Consider the following 21,761-nt stretch of genomic DNA (forward strand, 5'->3'; position numbering starts at 1 on the left):
GTAATAATAAGTATAAGTAATAATAAAGAAAAAAATGGTGATTTACCTTATGTGAGATCGTAAAATTTTACGAAAAATTAATAAACAAGTTAAGGCAATAATTAGCCTTGATGAAACAATGAGAAAAATTAAAGATGAAGAATTAGCAAATAAAACAGTTGAATTCAGAACCAGATTGGCAGAAGGTGAGACTTTAGATGATATTTTAGTTGAAGCTTTTGCGACAATTAGAGAAGCAGCAAGAAGAATTAGTGGATTACATCCATATCCTGTTCAATTAATTGGTGGTATTGTTCTTCATAATGGTGATGTTGCTGAAATGCGAACTGGTGAAGGAAAAACTTTAACTGCCGTGATGCCAATTTATCTAAATGCTTTAAGTAGTAAAGGTGTTCATGTTATTACTGTTAATGAATATTTAGCGGCAAGAGATGCTGAATTAAATCGACCAATTTTAGAATTTTTGGGAATTACTATTGGTGTTAGTCTTCGTGATCATTCTACTAATCAAAAACGTGAAGCGTATTTAAAAGATGTTACATATACAACTAATTCGGAATTAGGCTTTGATTATTTGCGTGATAATATGGTTAAGGTTTATCCAGAAAAAGTTCAACGTCAGCTTAATTATGCTATCATTGATGAGGCGGACTCTGTTTTAATTGATGAATCAAGAACACCTTTAATTATTTCTGGTGGTTCAAAAAATCGTACGCCTTTATATCAAGCATCAGATGTTTTTGCAAAAACTTTAATACCTGAAGATTATAAAATTGATTGAGAATCACGCCAAATTGCATTAACAGTAACGGGTGTTAATAAAGCTCAAAAACAGTTTAATTTAAAAAATTTATTTGATATTGATAACTCGGAATTATTTCATCATATTCAAAATGCACTTCGTGCTAATCATGTTTTCAAATTAGATGTAGAATATGTTGTTAAAGATGGTGAAATTGTGCTAGTTGATCAGTTTACTGGTAGATTAATGCCTGGTAGAGTATATAGTGATGGACTTCATCAAGCTTTACAGGCTAAAGAAAATGTTACAATTCAACAAGAAACAACAACAGTAGCTACTATTACTTATCAAAACTTTTTCCGTTTATATAATAAATTAAGTGGTATGACAGGAACTGCTAAAACCGAAGAAGAAGAATTTGTAAAAATTTATAATATGAGAGTAATTAAGATTCCTACTAATAAACCAATTATTCGAGAAGATAAACCCGATCATGTTTTTGCTTCATTAAATGCTAAATTTAAATCTTTAATTGCAGAAGTTAAAGAACGACATACTAAAGGACAACCAATTTTGATTGGTACTGCTAATGTTGATGTATCAGAACGAATTGCTAATATGTTAACTTTGGAAGGAATTAAGCACGAGATTTTAAATGCTAAAAATCATGCTCGTGAAGCTGATATTATTGCTAGAGCTGGTGAAAAAGGATCAATTACTTTAGCAACTAATATGGCAGGACGTGGAACTGATATTAAACTTGGTAAGGGTGTTATTGAACTTGGTGGCCTTGCTGTATTAGGTACTGAAAGAAACGAAGCACGAAGAATTGATAATCAATTACGTGGAAGAGCCGGAAGACAAGGTGATCCTGGATTTTCACGATTTTATGTTTCGATTGAAGATGATTTGATGTTACGTTTTGGTGGTGAAAAATTAAAAAAAGCTTTTGCAAGTTTAGGTGAAGACTATATTAGATCAAAAATGTTAACTAGATCAATTACTAGAGCACAACAAAAAATTGAAGGTATGAATTTTGATGCACGAAAAAACTTATTAGATTATGATAATGTTATTGCTCAGCATCGTGAAGCTACATATCATCAACGTGATAATATTTTACTTGCTGATGATTTATTAGATTTAATCAAAAATATGCACAGAACAGTAGCACGTGATTTACTAAATATTTTTAATAAAGTTGTTGGTAGAGAACAGTTTATTGATTATGATGAATTAGTTAAAGGTATTGAAAATAAATTAATTAAGCCTAATGATTTAATAGCAGAAAAGTTAAATCGATTAAGTACTGAAGAAAATATTGATTTAATTGTTGAAAAATCTTATAATTTTTATCTTGAAAAAAGAGAAAAATTAAATGATGTTATTATAAAACAAATTGAAAATAGTGTTGTTTTACAAACTTTTGATCAATATTGAACTAATCACATTGATGCTTTAAGTAAACTGCGTGCAGGAATTCATTTGCGTGGTTATGCGCAGTTAAATCCCTTACAAGCTTATATTGAGGAAGCTTCAAAATTATTTAATCGTATGAAAATCAATGTTGCTCATCAAGTTATTATTATGTTACATAGCATTAATCCAGAACAACATCAGGTCCGTGGTGGTCAAGATGTATTGGATACAGTATTAGCAAGTAATGTTGAAACTAAAACTAAAATTGGATAATTAATCTTTATTTAAAAAACTAAGTATTTTAATACTTAGTTTTTTAAATATGTTTTTTTTATTCTATTTGATTTTTTTCTTTATGTTTTCATGACTTCTTTTTAAATATGTTTTTATTTTTTTTACTGTCATAAGTGACTGAAGTTGTTCAATGGGGGAAATTATTACCTTTAGTAACAGCATTATTATTATTCATGGGTACTAAATTTTTAATATAATTAGTTCCATCTGCTGTGCTGGGGCGTTCATAAACAATAGTTCAATTTAAACTTTCAATTGGATCATTAAGCTTCGGTTGTGCAATAAAATTATGTCAAAACATTAAGGCACCCGCATAATCTCGACGGTATAATTGTGGATTAAAATTATTGATAATTTCTCCTTTATTTCATACTTCTTCAATTTGTTGTGGCGTTCATATTGTTTCTTCTTCATTATTTGTTGAAGAAGTTATATTTTGATTAATTTCATTTTGTGAATATAGTGCTTTTGCTTCTAGTGACATATATTTCTTTTTTCTATTCTTCTTAATAAAGCATATACAAGAAATTATTAAAACTATAAAATAAAAAAATTCTAATCCTCATGGAATAATGAAAAATAGTTTTTTCCGAATAGTTATCGTAGAAGCAAATTTATAAAAAGCAACATATCCACCAAAGGAAAAAAATAAAATTGATCCAATAATAAAAAATAATGATATTCATAACATAATTCTAGTTAATATTAAGGAAATAAAATCATTATTTTTTAAAAAAATAAAAGGAAAGGCAACAACACCTAAAATTATGAAACCAAAACCCAATACTGCAATTGTCAGAGTTGGAAAAGTTAAATTGAATTTAAAAAATTTCTTAGTGATTAAATTATCAATAAGGATTAATAAATCAGTAGTTTCTCCTTTAAAGAAAATAATTCATAAAACTCAACTAATTAGTAAAGTTACACTTGTTAATCATGAAAAAATTATAATCATTCAATTATTATAATAGTTAATACTTTTCTTTGTTGAATAATTATCATCAACAGTTTCTTTAAATATCTTTTTTTTCATTTTTAAAAACCTTATAATATTTTATTGTTAATCAATTCTATTAATTTTTCTTTTTTCATAATATCTCTCCAAAACTAACTTATTATTTTTGTGTATATTTTGTTACTGTATTATTGAATGCTTGTTGATAACATTTACCGCTGCAATATATAAATTTATCACGATATAAAGAGTCAAATGTATATTTTTTCTCACATGATGAAATATAGCATTTAGTTGTAATAATTGGCATAATCTAATTAACCCTTTTTAAATTTATACTATACATTTTACATGATTTCTGTTTTATCATTTTATTAATTATTTTTTTATATTTTAAGTGTTTTATATATTAAAATTTATATTATTTTAAATAGTGCAATAGATTTAGTTAATAAGTTATTAGTATACAATTTTATGAAAAAAGTGTTAAAAAATAATTAAAAGTATGTAAAATATATTTATCTTCTTAAACTTAAGAAGTTATTGGTAAAAATTGAGGAGGATTAATTTATGAAAAAATATTTATCATTATTAATTGCAATATCATTAGTGCCGGTATTTTATTTTATTTATTAATTGGGAGCGTGTCGAAGATGTCGGTAACTAAAAAGTTTTAAAAATAGCTCCTTTCTTTTTTTTACCCTTGAATTAAAAATAAATGACAAAAGACGAGAATAAAAATCTTGTCTTTTTTTTGTAATTGTAAAATTTTAAAATTTTTAATAAACCTCTTTAACGCTATTATCAACACGTGTTAGAACCTGTTTAGAATCTTTTAGAAAATAATGTAAAATTACTATATATAGCTAACTAAAGTAATGTTTACTCATATCTTGAAAAACAAAATCAATCGCGTTTTTAATATTTGGTCAATAATTTGGTAATATTTTTCTTATATTATGTTTTATAGCAAATCAAAAATGTTCAATTGGATTTAAATTAGGAGAATATGGTGGAAGAAATAATAGTTTGCATCCAGCATTTTCAATTAATTGTTTTGTTGCTTTAGATTTATGAAACGTCGCATTATCTAAAACTATAATTTGTCCACACTTTAATACTGGAATTAGTATATTTTTAACATATGATTCAAAAATTTTACTATTGCAATGTCCTTCAAATGCTCATAGAGCTTTTAATTTACCTTTATTTAGTGCACCAATTATACTCATTCTCTTTATTTTATATGCAGGTTTATTATCAAATAATCTTTTACCTTTTTCAGACCAACCATATTTATAAAATTCATTATCATCAATTCCAGATTCATCAATATATACCAAATCTTCATTCATTATTTTCGCTATTTCTTTTAAAAAATCTTCTTGTTTATTTTTATCTCTTTGTTCATATAGAAAAGTTTTTTTTATATGTATAATTTAGTTTTTTGAAATAGTTATAAACTGTTTCTTTTGTCATATCACCAAATTTTTCAATTACTTTTTGAACTGTAACATCTTTATTTTCTGCTAAATAATTTTTTAATTCATCTAAATCCTTTATTTTGTGGCTATGTCCTTTTTGATAATTCAAAATTGGTTTTATATTTCCGGTTTTTTGCTTTCTTTTTCTTCATAAAAATAAAGTCTTTCTAGTGATATTGAACACTTTACAAATTTCTTTAATTTTCATGTTTTTACTTTCATAAACTTCTATTACTTTTCTTCGTAAGTCCTCACTGTATGGTTTTGGCATAATTTAATCTTCCTAATCTATTTTAATTATTGCTGAATTATACTTGTAAGTGCAAGAATTGTTTAAATTACATATTATTATTTTACATTATTTATGAGTAAACATTACTTTCGTTAGCTATATTTTAAAATAAGAGGTATATATGCATAAAAATTATCCAAGTCATGTTACTAAAGAACAATTTGAGAACATAAAATCAACTTTAGAAAACAGCAAAAAGAAAACAAAACCAAGAAATTTAGATTTATATGAAGTGTTTTGTGCAGTTTTATATGTATTAAAAAGTGGTTGTCAATGAAGAATGTTACCAAAAAATTTTCCAAAATGACAAACTGTATATTATTATTTCCAAATTTGAAGTAAAAACAATGATAAAGAACCTAGTGTATTGCAATTAATTTTAAAAAAAATTAGTTAAAAAGATTCGTATTAAGAATCATCGAAAAGAAAAAACTAGTTTTTGTATAATTGATTCGCAAAGTGTTAAAAATACAGATACTACTGAAAATAAAGGTTATGATGCTGGTAAAAAGATTTCAGGAATAAAACGTCATATTGCAGTTGATACGCAAGGTTTACCACATGCAATTTACATAACTACAGCAGAAAAAACAGATCGTAATAGTGCTATCATAATGATTAAAAGTGAAAAAGAAAATCTTTCTACAGTTCAAAAAATAATAGTAGATGCTGGCTATACTGGTGAAAAATTTGCTTCTGCAATCAAAACAATCATAAATGCAAATGTTGAAGTTGTAAAACGTAATGAATTACATTCTTTTGTAGTACTACCAAAAAGATGAGTTGTAGAACGAAGCTTTGCATGATTAGAAAAATGCAGAAGATTATGAAAAAATTGTGAAAGAAAACTAAATACTAGTTTACAAATGGTTGTTCTTTCCTTTATTTCAATTTTATTAAAAAGATTCTAAACAGGTTCTTAGGGAACTAAAAAAGTGAACTACAACACAGTTGTTAAAAATAGTAGCTAGCATGTGGACTTGCATGGATAAATAAAAAGTGGAGTGATACCTAATAAAATATACTAACCAGTAATGGTAATTCTTGGGGTGGGAGCGAATTGGAAACTAGTATATATAGACCTGTTGTAGGGACCTATTGTATTAATTCTATTCTTTATTTAACCAACCTTGCCACTCCCCAGTGAGCAAGTGTTGGTTTTATTTTTTATTTTTTTTTGAAATTTATTTTTGAGCCCAGTTTTCATGGAATGAATAAAACTAATAGTAGTATTATTAATAATCTAAAAATCAAATTATATGTCCTTTATGCTAGGAAGCAACAGGACATATTAGGAAAGGATTATTAGAGGCTTTTTAATAATCTGTGTTTCTTTGTTTTACAAAGTTACTAATTCAGATTAATTCTGTCTTCAAATTTTATCATAAAATGAGCAATTGCTGTATTTCAATTTTGAATGGGCATTGTTCATTTTTTTGTTATATTGTCAATTGCCACTTAGCCCTTTTTACTAGACCATTAATTTAAAAAATCTGAATGTATTCTAAAAACAATTGTGTTATATAATGAACACTAATTTTGACCTGAAAGGATTTTTATTAATGGATAAAATTAAACAAATAGCATTAATAATTAACAAATTAAATATCAAAGAAAAAATTAAAATTATCGATGATTGCAAAAATCAATATTCAATTAGAAACTTATGTCAATATCTTCAATTAAACAGATCAACATATTACTTTTTAAAAAATAAACAAAAACTTATTAAAAAAGAAAAAAATCATATTATTAATTGCAATCATAAATATCAAGAATTATGCCAACTTTTAATCGAATTTCATTCTACAAGAAAAGGTAGAATTTATGGATATTTAAGAATTTTTTCAGCTTTTAAAGAGTGATTAAAACAAGAGAAAAATATCATTTTAAATATAGAATTATCAACAAAACAAATGCGAAAAATTATGAAAAAACACAATATTCAAGGATTAAAACAAACTAAAAATAACTATCCTAAAAACAAAAAAAATCCAAATAAGTGAATACCTACAATGGATAAAGTAAACAAAGATTACAAAAGTACAACCGCTTCAAATCAAATTTGATCAATGGATACTAAACAAATAAACACCAAAGAAGGTTGACTATATCTTTTTGTAATTATTGATTTTTATTCAAATAATGTTGTTAGTTATAATACATTTTCAAATAAATCATATCAAGATTTAATTCTTCCTGCACTTGAAAAAATAAACAACCAATTTTCTTGAAATCAAATAAAAAACGTTATTTTACATTCAGATAACGCCAACGAATTTTATTGTCAAGAAATTACAAAATGAGCAAAAAACAAACAAATAATTTTAAGCAAAAAACAACCATATGATATTGGCGGTAATGTCATATCTGAAAATTGATTTTCACATTTATCTCAAGAATGATTGCCTAAAGACTCAAATCAATATTTAACAATCAATGAAGCTATTAATGATGTAAATCAATATGTTATGTTTTATAATTATGAAAGAATACATTCTAAATTTTTAAAACCACCAATATTACAAATAAAAATTTAGAAATATCTATCAAAATATGGTCCAGTAATTAGGGCTAACCACCATTGCTAAATAAAATATTTTAAAAACTGACATATCGTTAGGAAAAACTTTTTTATTTCTGATGACTTTTCGTAATTGACTATTAACAGATTCAATAGCATTTGTGGTATAAATTACCCTTTTTATTTCTGCAGGATAACTAATAAAAACCATTAAATTATCTCAATTTTTATATCAAGATTTAGCAATTTGTGGATATTGTTTAGTTCATTTATTTTCAAATGATTCTAAAGCTTGCATTGCTTGTTCTTCACTACATGCAGTATAAATTGGTTTTAAATCTGCAACTAGAGATTTTCTATGCTTATATGAGACATATTTCAAACTATTTCTAATTTGATGAACGATGCATAATTGATGTTCGGTTTTAGGATAAACTGATTGTATTGCTTCTGACATGCCTGTTAAATTATCACTACAAGCAATCAGAATATCATTTAAGCCACGATTTTTCATTTCTGTGAAATTGGCTAATCAAAATTTAGAACCTTCATTTTCACTAATTCATAAACCTAAAACATCTTTTTTACCTTCTAAATCAACTCCTAAAGCTATATAAACTGATTTATTAATAATCCGTTTATCTTGTCGTACTTTAACTACTATACAATCAAAATAAACAATCGGATAAACACTATCTAATGGTCGATTTTGCCATGCTTTGACGTCATCAATAACATCATCAGTAATTTGACTAATAACACTTTCACTAATATCAGCACCATGATATAACTCTTGTAATTGCATTCTAATATCTGATAATGTCATACCTTTTGCATATAAAGAAAGAACTTGTTGATCAAAACCATCAAATCTTCTTTGTCTTTTTGCAACTATTACAGGATTAAAATTACTATTACGATCTCTTGGTACATCAATTTCAATTTTACCTTGTTGGGTTATTAATTTTTTTGAACTTATACCATTACGAGCATTGTCACTATTACTATGTTGATTCTTATCATATCCTAAATAATTTTACATCTCAGAATTCAACATTTTTTCTACTAATCTTTTTGTTAATTCTTTATATAATCCTCCCTCTTTAAAAACTGTTGTTAAATCTTCAGTATTTTCTAATAATAAATCTACTGCTTGTGATATTGGATCATTGTTATTAATATTTTGCTTTTTAGCCATCTGTAACTCACTCTTTCTAGAAAATTAATTATATTTACTAGAACTAATTAAACATAGTTATTTTTGTAAGTTACACAGATTACTAAACATTACCGTTTTAATAACTGATAAAAATATTGATATCATTTTAAAAAATATTACTTTATTTGAAAAATATAATGAAAATATTTCCTATATTAATTTAGAAATTTAGATTATTTATTAAAATATCCATCAGGATATGTACCATCTCATTTAATGGCATCATCTGTAAATTTATTAATGGCAAAATATAAATCCATTATGTCTTTACTATGATTTTTTCTTTCTCATATTGTTGAAGTACCAAAAACCATTTGTTTATTATGGTCTAAATAATGTTTAACATTAGTACCTATATTATGAGTAAGCACCCCCCCATGATTAATCCTATTGTTCCAGTTGTTGCACCAGTTAGTGCTAATGCTAATGTTATTTTACTTAAATTTGTTTTTATTCATGTTTTCATATTAAATTACTCCTTTTTTCCTTGATTTTACTTCTAAATTGTACTATTTTTGATTATTTTTACAAGTATGTTTTTAAATGTGTCATTATTTAGTGATAATTTCCTATTAGTTATCGAGTGAAAATTTCCCAAAAAGTGAGGTTAAATATACTTGGTGATAAATATGGAAAGAAGCATAACTATGAAAGAAAAATATAAATATAAAATTATAAATGACATTATTATTAATAAATTATCTAAACATCAGGCCAAGAATAAACTTAACCTAACTATTAGAAGAATTAACCAATTAATTAAAATTTTCAATAGAGAAGGTAAAGTTGGTTTTATTCATAAATCTAGAAATAAAATTTCTAATAAAGTAACAAAAATTGAAATCAAAAATAAAATTATAAACTTATATAAAACAAAATATTATAATTTTAATTTTCAACATTTTCATGAAAAAATAATTAGTGAAGAAAAAATTAAAATTTCATATAGCACACTTTATACTATATTAATCAAAGAAAAAATTATTTCACCAAAAAGACATAAAAATAAAAAAAATAACTTACATCCAACTAGAAATCGTAGAACAAATTTTGGTGAATTAATTCAAATGGATGCAAGTAATCATCATTGATTTGGTAATGATAAACCAAAAGCATTTTTACATGCTGCAATTGATGATGCTACAGGAAATATTGTTGGACTATGATTTGATCATCAAGAAACATTAGATGGTTATTATAATGTTTTTTATCAAATTTTAACTAAATATGGCATACCAAAAACATTTTATACTGATAGCAGAACAGTTTTTGGATATAAGAAAAAAATTGATGCAGGAAATATAAATACAGAAAATGATACTTATACTCAATTTCAAAAGTGCTGTAATGATTTAGGTGTTGAAATAATTAGAACTTCAATTCCACAAGCTAAAGGTAGAATCGAACGCTTATTTGGAACGCTTCAAAGTCGATTAATTAGTGAACTTAGACTTAATAAAATTAAAAATTTAAAAGAAGCTAATCAATTTCTTAAAATATACATAAGTATTTTTAATAAACAATTCGGTTTTCCTATTGATGATAATAAATCTGCTATGATTAAAGCTCCTATACAAGAAGAAATAAATATTTATCTTTCAAGATTTTCTAAAAGAAAAACAGATAGTGGTTCAACTATAACATACTATGGTAAAAAGTATTTTTCTTATAAAAATAATAAAGTTCAATATATACAACCCAGAACTGACGTAATTGTACTTAAATCGTTTATTAATGAGTTATATCTTAGTTATAATAATCAAATATATCAACTAAAAGAAATACCACTAAAGCCAATTATCAAAGAAGATTTGATAAAAACTAAAAAAGTTTATATACCAAATAAAGACCATCCTTGAAGATATGGTTATTAATAATACATAATTAAAATTAGGCAAAAAATAGAATTCTATAAGAGATTTTATTTTTTGAATACTAAATCATATAAATTTTTAAATCATTTGTATATGAGCAAATTTGGTGTCTTAAAATTAATTTTAAATATATAAAGATATTACAATTGTAATATCTCGTTTTTAAATTTGTGGCAAGCTTGGTTTATATCCGCTTGTTGAAGATTGAACTTGTAAATCTGTTGAATTTATTTCTGAAATATTTAAATTTGATTCCATTTTGTTATTTAGATTTAATTTTCCATAAATTGCTAAACTTAAGACATCATTACACATATCTAAAATAGTTTTATTAATAAATTTAGCAAAACTTTTTTCTTCTGCAATAGAACCATCACCACTTCCCTTATAAGTTGCATTCAAATCTAAATTCGTATTTGTCAAATCAATTCCATATAAATATCATTCTTTGGTGCTGATTTTGTTTGCATAATGTTTTCCTAAATAGTAAATTTTGTCTTTTTTGTTAGTAACATTAATGCCAGTTTCTTCTCACATTTCATCAATAACTGTTTGATAATGAGTCTTATTTTCAACTCCACCAGTTATAGTGCTATATTCACCTATTTGCTTATTTTTAAATAATGGATTGTATTCTTTATTTAATAAATAATGATATTCATTATCTTTTAAAACATAGGGCAAAATGGCAACTCCTTTATTATTATTTCAAGGTTCTTCAACACCACAGTAAAAGTCTTCTTTAATTAATTTTACAAAAGTAGTTCCTCCATTTGTACATGTACCATTAAAAAATTCTAAATTTTCTAAACCACCATTAACATGTCTTTTTTTATTATACTTTTTATGACGATGTTTATGATTAAAAATTTCAGGTTGTTTTAAATTAATTGGTAGTTGTTGTAAATTAGTTAATGATTCTTGTAAAGTTATTGAGTTAGTTAATGATTTTATTGGCATAGATTGTACTTTTTGTTTTTCATTATGAAATAAAGGAATACTTAATATTCATAATTTAAATAAATAACTTGGATTAAAATATTTCATTTTAATACCTCTTTCAAAATAAGAATTAATAAAAATATATCTAAAATTATATATTGATTTTAACATTTTTTTTAATTTTGTAGAAAAATAGTGATATTGATAAAATTTAATTTTAATTAATGATTTTGGGAAATTTTTACTCGATATTGACAGTATGTTTTTAAATGCAAAATAACGCCTAAATTAGAGGCGTTATTTTGTGATACCTACACTATTAATGATATGTCACTTGTTTATTATATAGCAAATGTGAAGATGCTTTTTTTCACAGTAGCATTATTTTTACCCCTAATTACATTTTTATATGGATATAGTGCATAAAATAATGCATCATATGGGTCTTAATACATATTTCTGTCAGGAATATTAGTTTTTGTTTCATCATAACGTAATTCTTCTAAACATTGAGTAGTTTTTGGTAAATCATCTTTATTAGCATAAAAGTTTCCATAACTCATAATATTTCTCATTCAAACTACTCTATTAGTTAATCCTGCTTCTTGATTTAAATTTGAAGCATGTTTAATAGCGGTTTGTGTTATTAAAATAGTATTATGTTCATCTATTAATTTTTGATTTAATCAATCCATGGCAGTTCGTGCTTTATCATCATAAAAATAAATTGCTTGGTCAAAATTTTCAAAATTATCCATTAATCCTAAAATTTCATTTACATAAGCATTAATTTTTTCATTTTCATTAATAAAGTCATTAGGTGTAACTACTAATTCACAAATAATATAAGCATCATAATATCCAGTATTATTATATTCTTTAAAACCAACTACCATAAATACAGTATGGTCTTTTGGTCCCGTAGCTCAATCAATACCAACACTATAAAAATCAAATTTATACATATCTTTTTCTTTATTATAAAATTGTTTTAAGTCATATGATTGTCAATATTTTACTGTTTTTTGAAATGGAAAAATTGTTGCATCACTATCTAAAAATTCAAAACCATAAAAAACAGTATTAAATTCATCAGGATTACTTTTTTTCATTTCTAATAATGTTCTTTGTTGAATTTCAGGTAATTTATTTCAAAATGGTTGAATAGTAAATCTTAAAACAAATAAACCTAACCCACTAAATATATCTTTATTTTCATAATAAACTTTGCCAATTTTTTTAAGATTTTTCGTTATTTCATCATTTAATGGTAAAAATGGAGTACAGTATTTTAAATAAAATGGATGATACTTATCATAAGGATTACATGTAAAAGTAATAAAGAAACTTTTATAAAAATAACGAATAATTAATTTTCCAAAAGTAGGACTATATATAGCTAACGAAAGTAATGTTTACTCATAAATAATGTAAAATAATAATATGTAATTTAAACAATTCTTGCACTTACAAGTATAATTCAGCAATAATTAAAATAGATTAGGAAGATTAAATTATGCCAAAACCATACAGTGAGGACTTACGAAGAAAAGTAATAGAAGTTTATGAAAGTAAAAACATGAAAATTAAAGAAATTTGTAAAGTGTTCAATATCACTAGAAAGACTTTATTTTTATGAAGAAAAAGAAAGCAAAAAACCGGAAATATAAAACCAATTTTGAATTATCAAAAAGGACATAGCCACAAAATAAAGGATTTAGATGAATTAAAAAATTATTTAGCAGAAAATAAAGATGTTACAGTTCAAAAAGTAATTGAAAAATTTGGTGATATGACAAAAGAAACAGTTTATAACTATTTCAAAAAACTAAATTATACATATAAAAAAAACTTTTCTATATGAACAAAGAGATAAAAATAAACAAGAAGATTTTTTAAAAGAAATAGCGAAAATAATGAATGAAGATTTGGTATATATTGATGAATCTGGAATTGATGATAATGAATTTTATAAATATGGTTGGTCTGAAAAAGGTAAAAGATTATTTGATAATAAACCTGCATATAAAATAAAGAGAATGAGTATAATTGGTGCACTAAATAAAGGTAAATTAAAAGCTCTATGAGCATTTGAAGGACATTGCAATAGTAAAATTTTTGAATCATATGTTAAAAATATACTAATTCCAGTATTAAAGTGTGGACAAATTATAGTTTTAGATAATGCGACGTTTCATAAATCTAAAGCAACAAAACAATTAATTGAAAATGCTGGATGCAAACTATTATTTCTTCCACCATATTCTCCTAATTTAAATCCAATTGAACATTTTTGATTTGCTATAAAACATAATATAAGAAAAATATTACCAAATTATTGACCAAATATTAAAAACGCGATTGATTTTGTTTTTCAAGATATGAGTAAACATTACTTTAGTTAGCTATATATATTTATCAATAAAAGTTCAACTTCATTCTTTAATTGGTTCTTTTGAAACTTTAATACGATTACTTCTAAACATAGAATTTTGTAATCTTTCATATCTATATGTTAATTGCTTTTCAGTTAATGTTTCTTTTTCTTCTGCCATAATAATTTCATCAGTTCTTGAACCTAAAAAACTTGAACCACCCGCTTCTTTTCCAAAAATCTTATTACCATTAGCATAACCAATAAAATCAATTTGTTGATTACTAGGAAAAATAATACATCCACCATCCTTAGTAATTTTTCATTTAATTCCATGTGGATTATTAGGTAATAAATTAATATTATCAACTTGTTTAGGAAATATTATTGGAGGTAGTTTGTTTACTCTTTCTGATCTATAGCTAACTAAAGTAATGTTTACTCATATCTTGAAAAACAAAATCAATCGCGTTTTTAATATTTGGTCAATAATTTGGTAATATTTTTCTTATATTATGTTTTATAGCAAATCAAAAATGTTCAATTGGATTTAAATTAGGAGAATATGGTGGAAGAAATAATAGTTTGCATCCAGCATTTTCAATTAATTGTTTTGTTGCTTTAGATTTATGAAACGTCGCATTATCTAAAACTATAATTTGTCCACACTTTAATACTGGAATTAGTATATTTTTAACATATGATTCAAAAATTTTACTATTGCAATGTCCTTCAAATGCTCATAGAGCTTTTAATTTACCTTTATTTAGTGCACCAATTATACTCATTCTCTTTATTTTATATGCAGGTTTATTATCAAATAATCTTTTACCTTTTTCAGACCAACCATATTTATAAAATTCATTATCATCAATTCCAGATTCATCAATATATACCAAATCTTCATTCATTATTTTCGCTATTTCTTTTAAAAAATCTTCTTGTTTATTTTTATCTCTTTGTTCATATAGAAAAGTTTTTTTTATATGTATAATTTAGTTTTTTGAAATAGTTATAAACTGTTTCTTTTGTCATATCACCAAATTTTTCAATTACTTTTTGAACTGTAACATCTTTATTTTCTGCTAAATAATTTTTTAATTCATCTAAATCCTTTATTTTGTGGCTATGTCCTTTTTGATAATTCAAAATTGGTTTTATATTTCCGGTTTTTTGCTTTCTTTTTCTTCATAAAAATAAAGTCTTTCTAGTGATATTGAACACTTTACAAATTTCTTTAATTTTCATGTTTTTACTTTCATAAACTTCTATTACTTTTCTTCGTAAGTCCTCACTGTATGGTTTTGGCATAATTTAATCTTCCTAATCTATTTTAATTATTGCTGAATTATACTTGTAAGTGCAAGAATTGTTTAAATTACATATTATTATTTTACATTATTTATGAGTAAACATTACTTTCGTTAGCTATATATCAAAAAAGAGAACAAAATATTCTTGAATTTGATATTACTTCAGCTATAACAGTGCTTTCAGGATGTTTTACTGGTGCTCTTTTTGGTTTTATTTCAGGTCTTTTTTGTTGTTTAAATGATGAAGAAGATAATGGTGATTATAGAGAATTTTTTGAAAGTCAACAAATCATTGATAACACTCATTCTTTTCAATCTTCAAACGAATTTGCGCCTTTATTGCAAGAATATATTCTTGAAATTAATGATGAACAATTCATTCCTAATAATAATGCAGATCTTGTTTTTAATCCTCGTTTAGTTTATTAAATATAATAAAATTATTCAAAAAATTTAATACCTTGATCATTAATTATTTTATTAATATCAATTTTATTATTAAGGATGTCTCTAATTTTTAAATCGATAGTATTAGCACAATATAAATTAATAATTTCTCTAGTTTTATTATCGTTTAATTGAGTTGGAAAAAAGCGACTTTCAGCTTGCTCATTTTCGGTTGGGTTTAATTCACGATCTAGAAAAATCATAACATCACCTTCATCTAATGTGATACCAACATTAGTAGATTTAATATTACATAAAATAATTTTAACTTTTTTACTTTGAAAATCACTAATAGCTTTAAGCCTTTGTTCATGATTTACTTTACCAGTAATTAATTGATGATTTAATTTATGTTTATCTAAAATGTTACTTAAAATGTTAATTCCTTTATCACTAAAACTACTATAAATAATAATTGAATCATTTTCATTATCATGTAAGTAGTCTAGTAGTCAATTAAATTTTGCTCCTAATTCTTTCATTCCCTCATTAATAGGTGTTGAACAAATAGTTCTTAATTTCGTAAATATTTGTAAAAAAGTTATTTTAGATTTTTTATTATAAAATAATTCTTGTTTCATAGTTTCAAGAGTATCATAATAAATTGCGGTTTGTGCTTTGGGCATAGTTAAAATTAAATCATTTTTAATAATTTTTGGCATTTCATTACGTACATCAATTTGTTTGCGCATAATTGATATTTTTTTAACTAAATAATCAAACTCTGCTGCTAGTTGTGGTTTAACATTTGGTTTTGGTATATTAATAGTTACAAAATTGGTAATATGTTTTCTAATTATTCCAAAATAACGAGCAACAAAATCTCAATAATCAATATTTTTATATAGTTTATTATCAATAATTTTTAATATACCAAAAATATCACTAGGATGATTATTGGCGGGGGTACCAGTTAAACAATAAACTGATGATACTTTATTTGCAACTTCCAAAATTGTTGAACTTTGTGCAGTTTTATAGTTTCTTAAAAAATGTGCTTCATCAATAACTAATGTAAAATCAAATTTAGTTAATAATTTATTTTTTATATCATTTTTAAAAGTGTTTTTAGAAACTACTAAAATACAATTATTACTATTTTTAAATTGATTATATTTTTCTGTTCGCACTTTAGTAATATCATCTTTAATAGTAATACAATTATAGGTAGTTCATTTTTTAATTTCAGGAACCCATGTTAATAAAATAGTTGACTTAGGAACAACAAATAATATTTTATTAGTTTTCATTTCTGATAATGCCGTTAAAATAGTTGGTGTTTTCCCAGTACGCATTTCATTAAACAAGCCAAATCTTTTATTTGCTTTTAAAATTGCAACATCAACACGTTGATAATGTCTTAGTTTAGGATTACCTGGATAATCATTTAAGTTTTTTTCTTGTTGGATTTTTTTTCATGATATTAGTGAGTGTTCATATATTTGTTTTAATTTATCATTATTATTTGTATATTTAAGTAGTATTTCAAGAGCAAACGGAGTATTAAATATTTTAAATTCATTAGTATTATTGATATCAATAATACCTAGTGCATTTAAAATTTCTTTTTTATTTTTTTTCACTTTAATTGTAATATGTTCATTATTAAAACTTATGATTTCTAACATTATTAACCTACTTTAGTGTTTGTATATGATATTAAATATTATAATAAAATTAATATAAATTAAAAAATAATTTATTTTTAAAAGAATTATAAGTTATTGAATTGTATATAGAAAATAGTATTAATGTATATATCATGTAAATTTATTATATTTATATACAATGTAAAAGAAAAACTAAATATAGTTTTCAATCTATTATTTTTTTAAGAAAGTAATGATTTTTTTTATATTAAATAAAAAAGAAAGGAAGAAGTTAGTGATAGAAACAATTAGAAAGGAATCAAAAATTTTTAAAGAAGAAATCAAAAAAATAGATAGTGTAATAAAAACAAAACAAAACAAAATAATAGTTTTAAAGATTGAAAAACAAAAATTAGAAAAAGAAAGAAAAAAACATTTTGAACAAATTAAAAAAATAGACAAGATTATAAATATTAATGAACTTTATGAAATACAAAAACAAATAGAAAAAAATAGAGAAGAAATATTAAAATTAAAAAATCAATTACCAAATAAACAATTACAAACAACATATAGCTAACTAAAGTAATGTTTACTCATATCTTGAAAAACAAAATCAATCGCGTTTTTAATATTTGGTCAATAATTTGGTAATATTTTTCTTATATTATGTTTTATAGCAAATCAAAAATGTTCAATTGGATTTAAATTAGGAGAATATGGTGGAAGAAATAATAGTTTGCATCCAGCATTTTCAATTAATTGTTTTGTTGCTTTAGATTTATGAAACGTCGCATTATCTAAAACTATAATTTGTCCACACTTTAATACTGGAATTAGTATATTTTTAACATATGATTCAAAAATTTTACTATTGCAATGTCCTTCAAATGCTCATAGAGCTTTTAATTTACCTTTATTTAGTGCACCAATTATACTCATTCTCTTTATTTTATATGCAGGTTTATTATCAAATAATCTTTTACCTTTTTCAGACCAACCATATTTATAAAATTCATTATCATCAATTCCAGATTCATCAATATATACCAAATCTTCATTCATTATTTTCGCTATTTCTTTTAAAAAATCTTCTTGTTTATTTTTATCTCTTTGTTCATATAGAAAAGTTTTTTTTATATGTATAATTTAGTTTTTTGAAATAGTTATAAACTGTTTCTTTTGTCATATCACCAAATTTTTCAATTACTTTTTGAACTGTAACATCTTTATTTTCTGCTAAATAATTTTTTAATTCATCTAAATCCTTTATTTTGTGGCTATGTCCTTTTTGATAATTCAAAATTGGTTTTATATTTCCGGTTTTTTGCTTTCTTTTTCTTCATAAAAATAAAGTCTTTCTAGTGATATTGAACACTTTACAAATTTCTTTAATTTTCATGTTTTTACTTTCATAAACTTCTATTACTTTTCTTCGTAAGTCCTCACTGTATGGTTTTGGCATAATTTAATCTTCCTAATCTATTTTAATTATTGCTGAATTATACTTGTAAGTGCAAGAATTGTTTAAATTACATATTATTATTTTACATTATTTATGAGTAAACATTACTTTCGTTAGCTATATATGATAAAAAAATGAAAAGAAAACATAGTGGCATTAGATGAAGAGATGTCCAAAGAAATGATACGAGAAGAGAAATTAGATAATGAAATAAGAGTATTGGAAGTTGAAGGAACAAATATAGAACAGCAAATTGAAAATTTTAATGCTCATGATTTAAATAAAAAATTAATTTTATCAAAGTTAAAATTAAAAACAGCAAGATTAACTGTTAAGTTAGAAAGAAGAACATACAAAACAAAAAGAATATTTTGTAAAATTGCTAGAAATGAACTTGAAATAGCAAATAAATTTTTTTCAATAAAACAAGAAAATTGATGATTATGTCCAAATCTAAAATCAGAAAAAGAGGTTTTAGATGCAAGATTAAAAATAAGATTAAAATTGAAGATGGAAAATATTTGTGATTTAAATCGTAGTATGAGTAGAAGAAATTTAGATATTGCAAAAATAGATAAAAAAATTGCAAAATTAAATTTTAGTATAAATAAAAAAAATATTGAAATTAATGGTTGTCTTGCAGCAGTAAGACAAATTTATAATTCACAAAGTATAAAAACACAAATAAAAATATTATTAAAATCTCCTTTTATTTGATTGAATAAACAATTTCAAAAATATAAATATGAAGTAACGTTAAATCAATATCAAGCTCAATTAGAAAAATTAGAAAAAGAAATCCAAAAATTAGAAACAAATAAAGGAGGGCGAAATTTTTCTAATAAATTTTGAGTTATTATTAGTTGTGGTCGTTTTAATAATAGTAGAAGCAATGAAATTAAACAACAAAAAAAGGCAAAATTATATGAAATTAAACAAAAGATTTCTGGATTAAGAAATCAAGCAACTATGCAATCTCAATCTTCAACATCTAGACATGCTGTATCTTGAAATGAAATGGATCCTAATCGCTGTTTCAATGAAATTGGATATAACGATGATAGGGGATTTACTTCTTCGTTTTAATATATTAAATAATTGTAATAATAAAAAAGTGAATTAATAATTCACTTTTTTATTATTATATAATGTATTTTTTTCAGTTAATATTTTTAACTAAAATGTGTTTTTTTTATATTTCATCAAAAGAGGAGTTAATGACTTTACTTTTACATAACTTGGATAGATGGTTGATTTGAATCTGGATGATCTATCGGTTCGCTTTCATTTATTAAGTTTGAATTAAATGGTTGAAAATTAAATTGTTTTATTAATTTTTTAAAACTATAATTTTGTGCTTGTTGATTAGCAAATCTTTCTATTCCTTTTATACTATTGGTTGCTATTTCTTTTGCAATTGAAATTTTTGTTCAAAATCAATCAAAATAAGAAAAAGAAAAAGAAGTAAGAGTATTTTCAAGAATTACTGTCAATAGTGTTAGTGGAAGTGCTTTTTTAATATTTTCTAAATTTATTTCTTTTTCTTCGCCATAAAGACCAGTTAATATATTTTTAAAAATTGATACAAAAAGAAGCATACTAACAGTACTACCATATTTAATAATTTTTGAAAAGTTTTGATTTTTTAAATTTTGTCATAATTTTTCAATGCAAGGTTGAGCAATTTTATCAAAAATTAATTCTTCAATTAAAATACTAGTAAAAAAGATACTTATTCTTTCTATAAAAGAGATGAAGTTGAAATTTTCTTCACTAACATGTAAATATAAAAATTGATCTCAAATACTAATACCACCAATTACTAAAGAAAAAGATAAGTATTTTCATTTATTTTTTAAAGAAATAAGTTTGTAATTTAAATAAGATAAATTCATTACTATAACACCACTAATACCACTCATTAATACATCTCAAAAATTATGATAAAGATTTTCAGGTAACTTTTCTTTATGAAAATAATTTTTAGCTTCAAATAATAATACTGATCCGAAAGCAAAATTTAAAAAAATTGTATTAGGTAAAAACATATATTTTGAACTTAAAAATTTTTTTAAAAAATTAGGTTTTTCTTTATTTATTGGTAAAAAAGTAGTTAAATCCAAGTCATTTAAATTATTATTGTATTCTCTTTCTTCTTCATTATTGTATATTTTATATTTTGTTTCAATTTTTTTATTTTCATTTAAATTTGATAATTCTAAAATAACTGCACCATCATTTAATATAATTTCTTTCATTAAATATAATTGATTATTAATATTTGTTATTTTTTCATTTAAAACATCACCTGTTATAAATTTCGTATTATATTCTCAATTACCATTAATATCTAATCTTTTTTGTGTTTTTCCACCATAACGATCATCAGTATCCCTTCAATCATTGCTAAAATTAACAATAGTATGTACTGAATCACCATCAAATAATAAATTGTTTAAATTATTATTTTCTCTTGCATTTGTTATTTGAACATCATTTAAAGTTATAATACTTTCAGTACTAGATGAATCATTATGATTTATTGATATATGTGAATTATTAATTCCATTATAATTAATATGTGCACTTGTTTCTAATAAAGGTAATTTTTCTGTATTAATCATTTTTTCATCCCTTTCAAAATAAAAAATCCATTTACTTTAAAATGAAAGTAAATGGATTAAAAAACTTATATTAATTTTTATATTTATTATAAAGAAATAAAACGTATTTCACAATATATTTTTATCTAGTATTTTAAATAAAGTTTATTTAATTTATTTTTTATTAAAAATATAATTGAATATAAACTAAAAAGCAAAAAATAT

Annotated in this window: 23 protein-coding genes and 1 pseudogene; 9 read left to right on the forward strand and 15 right to left on the reverse strand. The window is 23.5% G+C overall.

Going from position 1 to position 21,761, the window contains the following annotated elements; genetic code table 4:
• Positions 1-49 precede the first annotated feature (49 nt).
• Entirely contained in the window at positions 50-2,434 is a 2,385-nt protein-coding gene (gene secA, locus AACL11_RS03210; RefSeq protein ID WP_338988134.1) for a preprotein translocase subunit SecA, read from the forward strand.
• A gap of 58 nt (positions 2,435-2,492) precedes the next feature.
• Here secA and AACL11_RS03215 read toward each other — a convergent pair whose 3' ends face one another.
• The 4 genes from AACL11_RS03215 to AACL11_RS03230 all read right to left on the reverse strand — a co-directional run bounded on the left by AACL11_RS03215 (position 2,493) and on the right by AACL11_RS03230 (position 5,165).
• A complete protein-coding gene (locus AACL11_RS03215) occupies positions 2,493-3,488 on the reverse strand; it encodes a hypothetical protein (RefSeq protein ID WP_338988135.1) in 996 nt (331 codons plus the stop codon).
• 82 nt (positions 3,489-3,570) lie between these two features.
• A complete protein-coding gene (locus AACL11_RS03220; protein ID WP_338988136.1) occupies positions 3,571-3,720 on the reverse strand; it encodes a hypothetical protein in 150 nt (49 codons plus the stop codon).
• Positions 3,721-4,276: 556 nt separating this feature from the next.
• Complete coding sequence (locus AACL11_RS03225) at positions 4,277-4,849, reverse strand: IS630 family transposase (RefSeq protein ID WP_338988471.1); 573 nt, start codon at positions 4,847-4,849, stop codon at positions 4,277-4,279.
• Positions 4,806-5,165 (reverse strand): helix-turn-helix domain-containing protein, encoded by a 360-nt coding sequence (locus AACL11_RS03230; protein WP_338973555.1) that lies wholly within the window; start codon positions 5,163-5,165, stop codon positions 4,806-4,808. Before AACL11_RS03230 ends, AACL11_RS03225 begins: the two co-directional genes overlap by 44 nt.
• A 142-nt stretch (positions 5,166-5,307) precedes the next feature.
• Between AACL11_RS03230 and AACL11_RS03235 the strand changes: the two genes are divergently transcribed.
• Both AACL11_RS03235 and AACL11_RS03240 read left to right on the forward strand, forming a co-directional pair.
• A protein-coding gene (locus AACL11_RS03235; protein WP_281747819.1) for an IS5 family transposase occupies positions 5,308-6,097 on the forward strand; the annotation gives its coding sequence in 2 pieces (ribosomal slippage) (positions 5,308-5,568 and positions 5,570-6,097; 789 coding nt in all).
• A gap of 615 nt (positions 6,098-6,712) precedes the next feature.
• Complete coding sequence (locus AACL11_RS03240) at positions 6,713-7,726, forward strand: IS3 family transposase (RefSeq protein WP_338986622.1); 1,014 nt, start codon at positions 6,713-6,715, stop codon at positions 7,724-7,726.
• Between the two features lie 6 nt (positions 7,727-7,732).
• On the opposite strand, the pseudogene AACL11_RS03245 reads toward AACL11_RS03240, so the two are convergent.
• A pseudogene (locus tag AACL11_RS03245) lies at positions 7,733-8,908 on the reverse strand (IS256 family transposase).
• 194 nt (positions 8,909-9,102) lie between these two features.
• Positions 9,103-9,300, reverse strand: a complete 198-nt coding sequence (locus AACL11_RS03255) for a hypothetical protein (protein WP_338988138.1) — start codon at positions 9,298-9,300, stop codon at positions 9,103-9,105.
• Between the two features lie 258 nt (positions 9,301-9,558).
• On the opposite strand from AACL11_RS03255, the gene AACL11_RS03260 reads away from it, so the two are divergent.
• Positions 9,559-10,803 carry an ISNCY family transposase gene (locus AACL11_RS03260; RefSeq protein WP_338988139.1) on the forward strand — a complete coding sequence of 415 codons (1,245 nt, stop codon included), beginning with the start codon at positions 9,559-9,561 and terminating at the stop codon, positions 10,801-10,803.
• 162 nt (positions 10,804-10,965) lie between these two features.
• On the opposite strand, the gene AACL11_RS03265 is transcribed toward AACL11_RS03260, so the two are convergent.
• Together AACL11_RS03265 and AACL11_RS03270 are read right to left on the reverse strand one after the other, a co-directional pair.
• Complete coding sequence (locus AACL11_RS03265; RefSeq protein WP_338986545.1) at positions 10,966-11,850, reverse strand: hypothetical protein; 885 nt, start codon at positions 11,848-11,850, stop codon at positions 10,966-10,968.
• 341 nt (positions 11,851-12,191) lie between these two features.
• Complete coding sequence (locus tag AACL11_RS03270; protein ID WP_338988140.1) at positions 12,192-12,857, reverse strand: hypothetical protein; 666 nt, start codon at positions 12,855-12,857, stop codon at positions 12,192-12,194.
• Positions 12,858-13,261: 404 nt separating this feature from the next.
• Here AACL11_RS03270 and AACL11_RS03275 point away from each other — a divergent pair, with 404 nt between their 5' ends.
• Both AACL11_RS03275 and AACL11_RS03280 read left to right on the forward strand, forming a co-directional pair.
• Complete coding sequence (locus tag AACL11_RS03275; protein ID WP_338973555.1) at positions 13,262-13,621, forward strand: helix-turn-helix domain-containing protein; 360 nt, start codon at positions 13,262-13,264, stop codon at positions 13,619-13,621.
• 28 nt (positions 13,622-13,649) lie between these two features.
• Complete coding sequence (locus AACL11_RS03280; protein ID WP_338988468.1) at positions 13,650-14,150, forward strand: IS630 family transposase; 501 nt, start codon at positions 13,650-13,652, stop codon at positions 14,148-14,150.
• On the opposite strand, the gene AACL11_RS03285 is transcribed toward AACL11_RS03280, so the two are convergent.
• The 3 genes from AACL11_RS03285 to AACL11_RS03295 are packed head-to-tail and all read right to left on the reverse strand — an operon-like array spanning position 14,151 to position 15,430.
• A complete protein-coding gene (locus tag AACL11_RS03285; RefSeq protein WP_338988141.1) occupies positions 14,151-14,579 on the reverse strand; it encodes a hypothetical protein in 429 nt (142 codons plus the stop codon). It abuts the gene before it with no gap.
• Positions 14,542-15,114 carry an IS630 family transposase gene (locus AACL11_RS03290; protein WP_338988471.1) on the reverse strand — a complete coding sequence of 191 codons (573 nt, stop codon included), beginning with the start codon at positions 15,112-15,114 and terminating at the stop codon, positions 14,542-14,544. The genes AACL11_RS03285 and AACL11_RS03290 overlap by 38 nt, the downstream gene beginning before the upstream one ends.
• Positions 15,071-15,430 (reverse strand): helix-turn-helix domain-containing protein, encoded by a 360-nt coding sequence (locus AACL11_RS03295; protein ID WP_338973555.1) that lies wholly within the window; start codon positions 15,428-15,430, stop codon positions 15,071-15,073. The genes AACL11_RS03290 and AACL11_RS03295 overlap by 44 nt, the downstream gene beginning before the upstream one ends.
• Positions 15,431-15,606: 176 nt before the next feature.
• On the opposite strand from AACL11_RS03295, the gene AACL11_RS03300 reads away from it, so the two are divergent.
• Positions 15,607-15,861 (forward strand): hypothetical protein, encoded by a 255-nt coding sequence (locus tag AACL11_RS03300; protein ID WP_338988142.1) that lies wholly within the window; start codon positions 15,607-15,609, stop codon positions 15,859-15,861.
• Between the two features lie 11 nt (positions 15,862-15,872).
• Here AACL11_RS03300 and AACL11_RS03305 read toward each other — a convergent pair whose 3' ends face one another.
• Complete coding sequence (locus AACL11_RS03305) at positions 15,873-17,507, reverse strand: DEAD/DEAH box helicase (RefSeq protein ID WP_338988143.1); 1,635 nt, start codon at positions 17,505-17,507, stop codon at positions 15,873-15,875.
• A 256-nt stretch (positions 17,508-17,763) separates the two neighbouring features.
• On the opposite strand from AACL11_RS03305, the gene AACL11_RS03310 reads away from it, so the two are divergent.
• Entirely contained in the window at positions 17,764-18,048 is a 285-nt protein-coding gene (locus AACL11_RS03310) for a hypothetical protein (protein ID WP_338988144.1), read from the forward strand.
• Here AACL11_RS03310 and AACL11_RS03315 read toward each other — a convergent pair.
• Both AACL11_RS03315 and AACL11_RS03320 read right to left on the reverse strand, forming a co-directional pair.
• The gene (locus AACL11_RS03315; protein WP_338988471.1) at positions 18,045-18,617 is read right to left on the reverse strand and encodes an IS630 family transposase; all 573 of its coding nucleotides are present in this window, start codon (positions 18,615-18,617) and stop codon (positions 18,045-18,047) included. The two genes, AACL11_RS03310 and AACL11_RS03315, sit on opposite strands and share 4 nt — an antisense overlap.
• Positions 18,574-18,933, reverse strand: coding sequence for a helix-turn-helix domain-containing protein (locus tag AACL11_RS03320; RefSeq protein ID WP_338973555.1), 360 nt, complete (start codon positions 18,931-18,933; stop codon positions 18,574-18,576). The genes AACL11_RS03315 and AACL11_RS03320 overlap by 44 nt, the downstream gene beginning before the upstream one ends.
• A gap of 150 nt (positions 18,934-19,083) precedes the next feature.
• Between AACL11_RS03320 and AACL11_RS03325 the strand changes: the two genes are divergently transcribed.
• Complete coding sequence (locus AACL11_RS03325; RefSeq protein WP_338988145.1) at positions 19,084-20,019, forward strand: hypothetical protein; 936 nt, start codon at positions 19,084-19,086, stop codon at positions 20,017-20,019.
• 143 nt (positions 20,020-20,162) lie between these two features.
• Here the strand turns inward: AACL11_RS03325 and AACL11_RS03330 are convergent, their stop codons facing one another.
• The gene (locus AACL11_RS03330) at positions 20,163-21,557 is read right to left on the reverse strand and encodes a hypothetical protein (protein WP_338988146.1); all 1,395 of its coding nucleotides are present in this window, start codon (positions 21,555-21,557) and stop codon (positions 20,163-20,165) included.
• Between the last annotated feature and the right edge of the window lie 204 nt (positions 21,558-21,761).

The sequence above is a fragment of the Spiroplasma endosymbiont of Dasysyrphus albostriatus genome (assembly GCF_964019495.1).
Taxonomy (GTDB): Bacteria; Bacillota_I; Bacilli_A; order Mycoplasmatales; family VBWQ01; genus Spiroplasma_E.